Consider the following 11163-nt stretch of genomic DNA (forward strand, 5'->3'; position numbering starts at 1 on the left):
CCGGGAAAGTCGGCCTCGAGTTCATATATAAGGGGTTCGACCCGGCGTCCGCCGGGCCTGACATCCCGTTTCCTTACCGAAAATGTTGTCCGTCGAACTCATCATCGTCGTCGTCCTGATCGTCATCAATGGCCTGTTGTCCATGTCCGAGCTGGCGGTGGTCTCGTCCCGCCCCGCCCGGCTGTCGCTGCTGGCGGCCAAGGGCGTGCGCGGCGCGGAACGTGCGCTGCGGCTCGCCGCCGATCCCGGAAAGTTCCTCTCGACGGTGCAGATCGGCATCACGCTGGTCGGCGTGCTGTCCGGCGCGTTTTCCGGCGCGACGCTGGGACAGCGGCTGACACAGTGGCTGGTCGAGCACGGTCTCTCCGCCGGGATCGCCGACATCGTCGGCGTCGGCATCGTCGTCACCCTGATTACCTATGCGACCCTGATCGTCGGCGAGCTCGTGCCGAAACAGGTGGCGCTGCGCGACCCCGAGAGCATCGCGGTCAAGGTCGCGCCCGTGATGGACGGGCTCGCCAAGATATCGTTGCCGCTGGTGGTGCTGCTCGACCTGTCCGGCAAGCTGATCCTCGCCCTGCTCGGCCGCGGCGGCAAGGCCGAGGAGAAGGTCTCGGAAGACGAGATCCATCACCTCGTCAGCGAGGCGGAGAGCGCAGGCGTGCTGGAGCCCGGCGAGAAGGAGATGATCGCAGGCGTGATGCGCCTCGGCGACCGTCCGGTCGGCGCCGTCATGACACCGCGCACGGAGGTCGACGAGATCGACCTGAGCGAGGACCCCGAGACCATTCGCGCGATCATCGCCAAGAGCCCGCATTCGCGTTTTCCCGCCTCGGACGGCGATCGCGACAAGCCGATCGGCGTGCTCCAGGCCAAGGATCTCCTGGTCGCCTACATGAACGAACGCACGCCCGATCTGCGCGCGCTCGTTCGCGAGGCGCCGGGCATTCCGGCGTCGGCGGACGCCCGCGACGTGTTGACGATCCTGAAGGCCGCGCCGGTTCATGTCGGCCTCGTCTATGACGAATACGGCGCCTTCGAAGGCGTTGTCACCGCAGCCGACATCCTGGAATCGATCGTCGGCGCCTTCCATTCCGAGGAAGGTCCGCCGGAGCCGGCCTATGTCAGGCGCGCGGATTCCTCGCTGTTGATCTCCGGCTGGATGCCGGCCGACGAGTTCGGCGAGCTGCTCGGCATCGAGCTGCCGCCGCACCGCTACAACACGGTGGCGGGCCTCGTGCTGCAGCAGTTCAACGTGCTGCCCAATGTCGGCGACGCGTTCGACCTCGGCGGCTGGCATGTCGAGGTCATCGATCTCGACGGCCGGAGGATCGACAAGATCCTGGCGAGCCGGCCAGGCGACGCGGCCGCCGCGTAAGGCTCAACCGAACCTCACGCCGATCCGCCTTTCCTTGCGCCAGACCACCGTGCAGGCGAGATGCGTTCCGTCGGCCTGCAGAAACAAAGTGAAATGTTCGGGGATACCGACCGGGCTGCTGACGTCGAGCGCGGCCCCTGTGTCGGAGAAATTGCGCACGGTGCAGTCGATGGCGCCGCCGCCGAACTCGATCGTCCCGGCTTTCAGCACGCGATGCCTGGCTTTGTTGCGGCGCTCGTCCATGGGACCAGTCTACACGCAAAGCTTGCGCGAATCTTAAGCCACGCGCCGGCCTCCCCGACGAATTTCGCCGTCACGGCGCGCGGCGGCTCCGTGACACCGTCAGGGCTCACGAAACCGGCTGGAACGTGTCCGCCCGCGCCAGTCGCCACGCCTCGCGGAAGCGCGGATCCTCGGTCCCGTCGATCAGCTCGCCCGGGCGCAGCGACGGATAGAGCTGGGCAAAGGACTTCACCTGGGTCGTGGAGGTCCGCTGGCTGAAATGGATCGGGCGCAATTGCTGCGGATGTTCGAGGCCGGCCGCGGCGATCAGCTCGGACAGCGAGTGCAGCGTGGCGTGGTGATAATTATGCACGCGATCGATCTTGAGCGGCACGTAGAGCGCCCGGGCCCGCGTCGGGTCCTGCGTCGCGACCCCGGTCGGGCAGCGATCGGTGTGGCAGCTCAGCGACTGGATGCAGCCGAGCGAGAACATGAATCCGCGGGCCGAATTGCACCAGTCGGCGCCGATCGCCATGGCGCGCGCCATGTCGAAGGCGGTCGCGATCTTGCCGGACGCGCCGATCTTGATGCGGTCGCGCGCATTGATGCCGACCAGCGCGTTGTGGACGAAGCTGACGCCTTCGCGCATCGGCATGCCCAGATGGTCCATGAATTCCAGCGGCGCCGCGCCGGTGCCGCCTTCATTGCCGTCGACGACGATGAAGTCCGGATAGATGCCGGTCTCCATCATCGCCTTGCAGATCGCCAGGAATTCCCAGGGATGCCCGATGCACAGCTTGAAGCCGGCCGGCTTGCCGCCGGACAGCCTGCGCATCTCCGCGACGAACTGCATCATCCCGGTCGGCGTCGAGAAGGCACGGTGCGAGGCCGGCGAGATGCAGTCCTCTCCCATCGAGACGCCGCGGATCTTGGAGATCTCTTCCGAGACCTTCGCCGCCGGCAGCACGCCGCCATGGCCGGGCTTGGCGCCCTGGCTGATCTTGAGCTCGACCATCTTGATCTGGTCGTCGGACGCGACACGCGCGAATGCCTCCGGATCGAACGTGCCGTCGAGATGACGGCAGCCGAAATAGCCCGAGCCGATCTCCCAGATCACGTCTCCACCCATCTCGCGATGGTAAGGACTGAAACCACCCTCGCCGGTATCATGCGCGAAGCCGCCCCGCTTCGCGCCGGCATTCAGCGCGCGCACGGCGTTCGGGCTCAGCGCGCCGAAGCTCATCGCGGAGATGTTGAACACCGAGGCCGAATACGGCTTCTTGCAGTCGGGCCCGCCGATGGTGATGCGGAATTTCTCCTCGGCATGCGTCTTCGGCGAGACCGAGTGATGCATCCATTCGTAGCCCTCGCGATAGACGTCCTCCTGCGTGCCAAAGGGGCGCTTGTCGAGCTGCATCTTCGCACGCTGATAGACGACCGCGCGGGTGTCGCGCGAGAACGGCATGCCGTCCTTCTCGCTCTCGAAGAAGTACTGCCGCATCTCGGGACGGATCTCTTCGAGCAGGAAGCGAATGTGCGCGGAGATCGGGTAGTTGCGCAGCACCGCATGGCTCTTCTGCATGAGATCGCGGACGCCGAGCAGCGTCAGCGCGCCGAAGATGGCGATCGGAATCAGCAGGATGCCGAAGATCTTGCGGTCGGCGATGCCGACTCCGATCAGGAGCGCGGTGACGACCGCGCAGATGGTCAGGATGATGAAGCGCGGCGAGAATGGAAGCAGCAGGGTTTCCATCACGTTCTCTTCCATGGCTCGCTTGGCGGGACCTTGCGCTTTGTTCTCGTCGGCCATGATCACATCCTCTCGTCAGTACGACGGGGTACGATACACCTGCGTCCTCCCGGGGATATGACGCGGCTTTTGCTTTCAAGCTACCGAATTCGGCTGCCGCAAATCAATCCGCCTGATGAGGCGCACTATTGCAGTGCAATAGACTCAAATGAGATGACAAGTCAGTGACTGTGAGGCCGGGCCTCATGTGGAATCAGGCCGTGCCGATCGAGGCCGTTCTGCGCGAGCCATGCGTCGGTGCTGATGATCGCGCGCTCGATATGGTCGTCGGTTCGCGAAAAATCGTAGGGCGATCCGACCAGCGGGCAGAGCGGCGGCACCACGACATATTCGATGTCGGACGCGAGCCCCTCGAGCTCCGCCACCAATTGCCGGGCAATCAGCAGTGTCAGCGCATGCAGCGCATTGGCGACCGCGCCGGCTGGGGGATGATCGTTCACCGCGCAGGCATGCCCGGTCGGCAGCACGATCAGCCGCTTCGCGCCCATTCGCACCGCGACCCGGACCGGGGTATTGGAGGAGATCGCACCGTCCGCAAGAAAATGACCGCGATAATGAACCGGCGTGAATGCGCCGGGAATCGCGGTGGACGCGAGGATCGCTTCGACCGCGGAGCCCTCCGACAGCACGATGCTCTCGCCCGATATGAAATCCGTGGTGACGATGTGCAGCGGCAGCGCCGCGTCCTGGAGATTGCGATAGGGCAGATGATCCTCGATCAGCCTGCGGATGCCGTCATGCGGGATCAGGAAATCCCGCCGCCAGGCAAATCCGAGCAGGGAGCGCCAGGTGACCGGGAAGACATCCTGACGCTTCAGGCCGCGCCAGATCGCTTCCAGCCCAAGCACACCCTTCAGCGTGGGATCACCGGCATAATAGGCGCCGTTGATGGCGCCGACGCTGGAGCCGACCACGAGGTCGGCGACGACGCCGTGCTTGGCCAGCGCATGCATCATGCCGACCTGGATCGCGCCGAAGCTGCCGCCGCCCGCCAGCACGAAAGCGGTCGGCTTCGGCGGACGGCCATGGTCGATCACGGACAAGGCGCGAGTAGCTCCCCCAACTCTCGCATTGCAACATCGCGGCGAGATTTTGGGGCGAGCTTATATCAGCGCCGGCGCGAGCAACGCCAATAACAAAGTCGGGGGAGGATGGTGAGGGGACGTGGAGCGCATGAGGCGAGATGCCGGCGGCATCCACCGTGGTCGTCCTGGCGAAAGCCAGGACCCATGCTCCCAGGGAGAAGTTGTGCGCGACGTCGGATTACTCGACCCCAGGTCTTCGCCAAACGGCCGCCTGGGGTGATCGGTCCCGGATCATCGCTCGCTACGCTCGCTTGTCCAGGACGACGCTGTGCAGACTTGGCAGTATCAAGCGATGGGCGCCTGACCTATCGCGAGCGGCGCTTACCGCTCGACGAACGCCTTCTCGATCACGAAATGGCCAGGCTTGTTGCCGGAGCCTTCGATGAAATCGCGGCCTTCGAACATGACCTTCAGCTCTTCGAGCATCGCCGGGCTGCCGCACATCATGATGCGGTCGGTCGCGATGTCGAGCGGGCCCTGGCCGATGTCGTTGAAGATCTGCTCGGAATTGATGAGGTCGGTGATGCGGCCGCGATTGCGGAACGGCTCGCGGGTCACGGTCGGATAGTAGACGAGCTTCTCCGACAGCAGCGGACCGAACAGCTCGTCCTCGCGCAAGCCGGACACGAGCTTCTCGCCATAGGCGAGCTCGGAGACCTGGCGGCAGCCGTGCACCAGCACGATGCTGTCGTACTGGTCGTACACTTCGGGATCCTTGATCAGGCTCGCGAACGGCGCGAGCCCGGTGCCGGTCGAGAGCAGCATCAGCCGCTTGCCGGGAATGAGGTTGTCGGTGATCAGCGTGCCGGTCGCCTTGCGGCCGACCAGGATGGTGTCGCCTTCCTTGATCTTCTGGAGGCGCGAGGTGAGCGGGCCGTCCTGAACCTTGATCGAGAAGAACTCGAGTTCTTCCTCGTGATTGGCGCTCGCCATGCTGTAGGCGCGCAGCAGCGGACGGCCTTCGACCTCGAGGCCGATCATCGCGAACTGGCCGTTCTGGAAGCGGAAACCGGTGTCGCGCGTGGCGCGGAAGCTGAACAACGTATCGGTCCAGTGCTGGACGGACAGAACCTTCTCTCGGTAAAACGCGCTCATGATTTTCGATATTCCGAATGATTGCGGTTTTAGGGCAAAAGCGTTGCCCGGCCCCTGAAACGAGGCGAGCACCATTTGCCATGGCGGAGGATTTCGCGTGTGTGATCTACGCCATTGGCATCAATAATCAACCTCGGCCCGGAGGCAATTGATGCTGGTCAAAGCGGCATTTGCGGCGGAAATGGTCAGATCATTAACGAATCCGCTGTTCGGCCTGCGCGCAGGGCAATTTCTTTTCTCATTCGGGCTCGATTGCAGCACTTAATTTCCGTCCCGCTCGCGAGAATTTCATTAAGAATAGCTCTGATTTCCAACCCGGTTTGACGCCGTTTCCCGCATTTTGCGGCTTTCGGCGACAGGAACGATCAAGACAGATGGCAGGCAGCGAGCGGATCTTCCTCCAGGCGATCAGGCGCTATTGCGCGGGCCACGGCATCGCGGTCGAGATCCGATCCGGCGGCTGGCTCATCGCCATGCGCCGGGGCGCGACCTGCCGTTTCGCCTTCGGCTACGACATCGGCCTCAACAGCGCGATCGCCCATCGCCTCGCCAACGACAAATCGGCGGCCGGCGAAGCGCTCAGCCTGGCGCAGGTGCCCTGCGTGCCCCATCACCTCTTCCTCAATCCGAGCTTGGGCGTGCACGTCGCCGGTACAGCCTGGCACGACGCCATGCTGGCACTGCTCGCGCAGAATCCGCAGGGCGTGGTGGTGAAGCCCAACGAAGGAACCTCAGGACGCGCCGTGTTCAAGGTCACGAACCGGAACGAGCTCGATCGCGCGATGACCGAGGTGTTCTCGTCGAGCCTCGGCCTCGTGATCGCGCCCTATGTCGAGATCGAGGACGAGGTCCGCGTGATCCTGCTCGAGGGACGGCCGATGATCGTCTACCGCAAGGAACGGCCGTCGGTGACCGGCGACGGCGTGCACACACTGCATGAGCTCGCGACCGCTGCGGGCCACGGCCGGCAACTCCGCGAACTCGAGGCGCGCGAGACAAAAAATGTCCTTGCGAAGGGCGAGCGGCGCATCCTGAACTGGCGGCACAATCTCGATGCCGGTGCAGAGCCGGTTCTCATGGACGACGGCGAGGTCCGAGCCGCCTGCGTGAAGCTCGCCGCCGACGCAGCGAGCGCCATCGGCATCACCTTCGCATCGATCGACGTGGTTCGCGTGGATGGTGCGTGGCGCGTGCTCGAGATCAATTCCGGCGTGATGATGGAGGCGCTGGCGAAGCTGCATCCGGAACTGGTGCATGCGACCTACGACGCGGCGCTCGACCGGGTGTTCGGGGAAGATTAGCAGCCGCGAACTCGCCGCACCTTCTCCCGCAAGGGGAGAAGGAACGAGAGCGAAATCGCGGCACGACGCCCGGCTAGTTGTTCGCGCTCGCCGAATCGTCCATCGCCTTGAAGGCCTCTTCCAATTGCAGCGAGATCGGCACGTTCATCCGTTCGCCGGTCGGAAGCCTGGCGGTGAACCATTTGTTGTAGAGCGGGACCAGATCGTGGTTGGAGCCGAGCTTGCGGAAGGCGCGCTCGACCACCGACGTCAGCTGCGGCTCGCCCTTGCGGAACATGATTCCGTAGGGATCGTAGGACAGATAATCGCCGGTGACGCGGAACTTGTCCTGGGCCTTGTGGCGCACGATCAGGCCCGACAGCAGGATGTCGTCGGTCGCGAACGCGTCCACCTTGCCGTCGGCGAGCATCTGGTAGGACTGCTCGTGATCGGCGCCGACGACGATGTTCAGCCCCAGCGAGGACTTCTTCTCGGCCGCCTGGATCGCCTGCTCGTTCGTGGTGCCCTTCGTCACCACGATGGTCTTGCCTTTCAGATCGGCCAGCGACTGCACGCTCGACGCTTTCGGCACCATCAGCTTGGTGCCGGCGACGAACATCAGCGGCGAGAAGGCCACGCGCTTGCCGCGTTCGGAGTTGGCCGTGGTCGATCCGCATTCGAGGTCGATCTTGTTCTGCAGGACCGCGTCGATGCGGTCGTCCGAGGTGACCTTGACGTAATCGATCTTCAGATTGGGATCGTCGACCTCGGCGCCGATCTCCTCGACGATGGCCTCGCAGAGTTCGAGGCTGTAGCCGATCGGACGGCCGGCCTGGTCGAGGAACGAGAACGGCGGCGAGCTCTCGCGGTAGCCGAGCCGCACGGTATGCGTGGCCTTGACGGCCGACAGCGTCGGGCTAAGCCCTTCGCCGCCGGTCTGGGCGGAGGCGGCGGTTGCCAGCAGACACGCTGCCAGCAACAGGCCGCCGGAAAGCACCGTTGAAGGGCGCATGGCGCACTCCCGTCAATGGCCGGCCATCGCGGGCACTTCGCCCGGCACCATGTCGCCGGGCACGGCGTCGCCCGGTCCCATCGCATGCTCGGGACCAAGCTCACCCTCCCACTTCGCCACGACCGAGGTCGCCAGCGTGTTGCCGATCACGTTGGTGGCGCTGCGCCCCATGTCGAGGAAGGTGTCGATGCCCATGATCATGAGCAGGCCCGCCTCGGGGATATTGAACTGCGCCAATGTCGAGGCGATCACGACGAGAGAGGCGCGCGGCACGCCGGCGACACCCTTCGAGGTGATCATCAGGGTCGCGAGCATCGCCAGCTGCGTGCCGAGCGGCATGTCGATGTGGTAGCTCTGCGCGATGAAGATGCTGGCGAAAGTGCAGTACATCATCGTGCCGTCGAGATTGAAGGAATAGCCGAGCGGCAGCACGAAGCTCGAGATCCGCGACGAGGCGCCGAAGCGGTTGAGCCCCTCCAGCGTCTTGGGGTACGCCGCTTCCGAACTCGCGGTGGAAAACGCGATCATCAGCGGTTCGCGGATCAGCCTGAGCAGATGGCTGTAGCGCGGCCCGATCACGATGAAGCCGACGATGACCAGGATGCCCCACAGGAGCAGCAGCGACAGGTAGAAGCCGCCCATGAAGACGACGAGCTTCCAGAGCACCAGCAGGCCGTTCTTCGCCACCGTCGCGGTGATGGCGGCCCAGACCGCGAGCGGCGCGAACAACATCACATAGCTCGTCACCTTCAGCATGATGTGGCCGAGATCGTCGATCAGCGCCAGGATCGGCTTCGAGCGCTCGGGCATCGCGCCCATCGCCACCGAGAAGAACACGGCGAAGATCACGATCTGGAGGATTTCATTCTGCGCCATCGCGTCCGCTATCGACGTCGGGATCAGGTGGGTCAGGAACTTCTCGATCGAGAAGGCCGAGACCGGCAGGCCGGTCGATTGCGCCTTGTCGGGCAGCGTCCCGGGGAAGTTCGCGCCGGGCTGGAGCAGATTGACCATGACGAGGCCGAGCATCAGCGAAATGAAGGAGGCGCTGATGAACCAGCCCATGGTCTTGGCGAAGATCCGTCCGAGCTTCGCGCCCGAACCCATATGGGCGATGCCGCCGACCAGGGTCGCGAATACCAGCGGCGCAATGATCATCTTGATCAGGCGCAGGAACATCATGGCGATCAGGTTGATGGACGAAGCCCAGTCGGCTCGCGTATCGGGCAGGAAGTTGTAGATCGCCGAGCCCATGATGATGCCCAGCACCATCGCGGCCAGAATGTATTGCGTAAACCTGTTCGACATTGCTTACCCCCACGTACACCGGCGCTTCATAGTGTCGCAGATATGACGACGACGCAACACGCTTGGCGTGCGTCGCGAAAACGGAATGTTCCCATTGCGCAATCGGAGTGTGCGATCTAGCCTTCACGCAGCGCACAACGAATGCCGCCTGCACGTTTTCTTTGCGGCGACTGCATCAATAATCGTCAAGCAAGCGAAGAGGGAACGCGATGAGTGGCAGCGTCAATCGCCAGATTCTTCTGGTGGAAAAGCCCAGCGGCAAGCTCGGTCCCGAGCACTTCAGGATGGTCGAAGGCGCGATGCCGGAACCGAAGGACGGTGAAGCGTTGCTGCGTGTGCGCTACGTCTCGCTCGATGCCGCGAACCGCGCCTGGATGCACGGCGCAACCTATCGTTCCGCTGTCGAAGCCAACAGCGTGATGGCCGGCGGCGCCATCGCCGAGGTCATGGCCTCGCAGGCGCCGGGGCTTGCGCCCGGCGACATCGTGTTCGGCGACACCGGCTGGCAGGACTATGCCGCAGTGCCCGCGAAACATCTCACCAAAATGCCGAAGCTCGAACCGCTGACGCATCTGCTGAGCGTGTTCGGCATCGCCGGCCTCACCGCCTATTTCGGGCTGCTCGAGATCGGCAAGCCGAGAGACGGCGAAACGGTCGTGGTCTCCGCGGCCGCGGGCTCGGTCGGCTCGATCGTCGGCCAGATCGCGAAGATCAAGGGATGCCGCGTTGTCGGCATCGCCGGCGGCGCGGACAAGTGCAACTGGCTCACGTCCGAACTCGGCTTCGATGCCGCGGTCGACTACAAGGACGGCGCGGTGTTCAAGGCGTTGCGCGCCGCGGCGCCGAAGGGCATCGACGTCTATTTCGACAATGTCGGCGGCGACATCCTGGAAGCCTGCATTCCGCAGATGAACAATTACGGCCGCATCGCCTGTTGCGGCGCGATCTCGCAATATGACGGCGTGCCCGCGGCGCATGGCCCGCGCGGCGTGCCCGGCCTGATCGTCGTGAAGCGGCTGGTGATGCAGGGCTTCATCGTGATGGACTACATGGATCAGAGCCAGCGCGCGCTCGCCGACCTCCAGGCCTGGGTCAAGTCCGGCAAGCTCAAGGTGCAGGAGGACATCATCGACGGCCTCGAGAACACGCCGCGGGCGCTGATCGGATTGCTGGCGGGTGAGAACCGCGGCAAGCGCATGGTCAAGCTCTGAAGCGCCGAAGCCCTCGCCTTTCCTGCGCATAATCTCCTTGCGGTGGCCGCGAAAGCGGCCAATGATGTCGGCTGCGAGACATTGCTCGCCATGATTGCATTGAATTGATTTTTGAGAGCCTCGCACGGAATGCCGAGCGCTCCACGACAGGGCAGGAATTCATGCAGATGTTCACGCCAATGAAGCATGTCGTCACGTCCGCCGCCTGGCTGGTGCTCTTCGCAATTGCAACACCGACCTTCGCGCAGGCCCCGACCGATGCGCAGAAGAGCGCGATCCGTTCCGCGTGCCGGGCCGACTACGAGGCCCATTGTGCGAGCGTCACACCGGGTGGCATGGAGGCCCTGCAATGCCTCCAGAAGAACATGTCGAGCCTGTCATCGGGGTGTCAGGGCGCAGTGCGCGCGATCGAGCCCGCCGCCGCTCCCAAGGCGGAGGCTCCCCCCAAGGCTGAACCCGCCCAGTCCGTCCCGGCGAAGACCGAGGCGGCGCCCGCAGCCAAGCCGGCCGCAGCCAAGAGCGGCGGGTCGAAACCAAGCAGCACGCAGGTCGCCGCGATCAAAAGCGCCTGCCGCGCCGACTATCCAAAGGTGTGCGCCGGCGTGTCGCCTGGCGGTGCAGCCGCGCTCGAATGTCTCGACAAGAACAAGGCCAAGGTGTCGCCGGCCTGCGCCAAGGCCGTGAGCGCGGCATCCGGCGGCGAGGCAGCGGCACCCCAGACGGCCGCCGCGGGCACACACCATCCAGTCGTCGTCGACGCTC

General features: G+C 64.4%; 10 protein-coding genes. 4 read left to right on the top strand and 6 right to left on the bottom strand.

Annotation, left to right across the window (positions count from 1 at the left end; all coding sequences use genetic code 11):
* Positions 1-82 precede the first annotated feature (82 nt).
* Positions 83-1378, top strand: a complete 1296-nt coding sequence (locus tag QM712_RS18660) for a hemolysin family protein (RefSeq protein WP_415024598.1) — start codon at positions 83-85, stop codon at positions 1376-1378.
* A 3-nt stretch (positions 1379-1381) separates the two neighbouring features.
* On the opposite strand, the gene QM712_RS18665 is transcribed toward QM712_RS18660, so the two are convergent.
* The 4 genes from QM712_RS18665 to QM712_RS18680 all read right to left on the bottom strand — a co-directional run bounded on the left by QM712_RS18665 (position 1382) and on the right by QM712_RS18680 (position 5590).
* Entirely contained in the window at positions 1382-1621 is a 240-nt protein-coding gene (locus QM712_RS18665) for a PilZ domain-containing protein (RefSeq protein WP_415024599.1), read from the bottom strand.
* A 106-nt stretch (positions 1622-1727) separates the two neighbouring features.
* The gene (locus QM712_RS18670) at positions 1728-3410 is read right to left on the bottom strand and encodes an FMN-binding glutamate synthase family protein (RefSeq protein WP_415024600.1); all 1683 of its coding nucleotides are present in this window, start codon (positions 3408-3410) and stop codon (positions 1728-1730) included.
* A 161-nt stretch (positions 3411-3571) separates the two neighbouring features.
* Complete coding sequence (locus QM712_RS18675; protein WP_415024608.1) at positions 3572-4447, bottom strand: patatin-like phospholipase family protein; 876 nt, start codon at positions 4445-4447, stop codon at positions 3572-3574.
* Positions 4448-4816: 369 nt separating this feature from the next.
* A complete protein-coding gene (locus tag QM712_RS18680; protein ID WP_415024601.1) occupies positions 4817-5590 on the bottom strand; it encodes a ferredoxin--NADP reductase in 774 nt (257 codons plus the stop codon).
* A gap of 374 nt (positions 5591-5964) precedes the next feature.
* On the opposite strand from QM712_RS18680, the gene QM712_RS18685 reads away from it, so the two are divergent.
* Positions 5965-6891: an ATP-grasp domain-containing protein gene (locus QM712_RS18685; RefSeq protein WP_415024602.1), complete on the top strand. Its 927-nt coding sequence runs from the start codon at positions 5965-5967 to the stop codon at positions 6889-6891.
* Between the two features lie 73 nt (positions 6892-6964).
* Here QM712_RS18685 and QM712_RS18690 read toward each other — a convergent pair whose 3' ends face one another.
* Together QM712_RS18690 and QM712_RS18695 are read right to left on the bottom strand one after the other, a co-directional pair.
* The gene (locus QM712_RS18690) at positions 6965-7882 is read right to left on the bottom strand and encodes an amino acid ABC transporter substrate-binding protein (RefSeq protein ID WP_415024603.1); all 918 of its coding nucleotides are present in this window, start codon (positions 7880-7882) and stop codon (positions 6965-6967) included.
* Between the two features lie 12 nt (positions 7883-7894).
* Positions 7895-9190: a dicarboxylate/amino acid:cation symporter gene (locus QM712_RS18695; protein ID WP_415024604.1), complete on the bottom strand. Its 1296-nt coding sequence runs from the start codon at positions 9188-9190 to the stop codon at positions 7895-7897.
* A 209-nt stretch (positions 9191-9399) separates the two neighbouring features.
* On the opposite strand from QM712_RS18695, the gene QM712_RS18700 reads away from it, so the two are divergent.
* Positions 9400-10401 carry an NADP-dependent oxidoreductase gene (locus QM712_RS18700; RefSeq protein ID WP_415024605.1) on the top strand — a complete coding sequence of 334 codons (1002 nt, stop codon included), beginning with the start codon at positions 9400-9402 and terminating at the stop codon, positions 10399-10401.
* A gap of 167 nt (positions 10402-10568) precedes the next feature.
* Positions 10569-11163, top strand: a 595-nt coding sequence (locus tag QM712_RS18705) for a cysteine rich repeat-containing protein (protein ID WP_415024606.1), incomplete at its 3' end; no start/stop codon positions are given.

The organism is Bradyrhizobium sp., from assembly GCF_047605465.1.
Classification (GTDB): Bacteria; Pseudomonadota; Alphaproteobacteria; order Rhizobiales; family Xanthobacteraceae; genus Bradyrhizobium.

Excerpts from the sequence above, each read along its gene's own strand:
- QM712_RS18670 (WP_415024600.1), bottom strand. The coding sequence starts at position 3,410 with ATGGCCGACGAGAACAAAGCGCAAGGTCCCGCCAAGCGAGCCATGGAA.
- QM712_RS18665 (WP_415024599.1), bottom strand. The coding sequence starts at position 1,621 with ATGGACGAGCGCCGCAACAAAGCCAGGCATCGCGTGCTGAAAGCCGGG.
- QM712_RS18700 (WP_415024605.1), top strand. The coding sequence starts at position 9,400 with ATGAGTGGCAGCGTCAATCGCCAGATTCTTCTGGTGGAAAAGCCCAGC.
- QM712_RS18695 (WP_415024604.1), bottom strand. The coding sequence starts at position 9,190 with ATGTCGAACAGGTTTACGCAATACATTCTGGCCGCGATGGTGCTGGGC.
- QM712_RS18685 (WP_415024602.1), top strand. The coding sequence starts at position 5,965 with ATGGCAGGCAGCGAGCGGATCTTCCTCCAGGCGATCAGGCGCTATTGC.
- QM712_RS18660 (WP_415024598.1), top strand. The coding sequence starts at position 83 with ATGTTGTCCGTCGAACTCATCATCGTCGTCGTCCTGATCGTCATCAAT.
- QM712_RS18690 (WP_415024603.1), bottom strand. The coding sequence starts at position 7,882 with ATGCGCCCTTCAACGGTGCTTTCCGGCGGCCTGTTGCTGGCAGCGTGT.
- QM712_RS18680 (WP_415024601.1), bottom strand. The coding sequence starts at position 5,590 with ATGAGCGCGTTTTACCGAGAGAAGGTTCTGTCCGTCCAGCACTGGACC.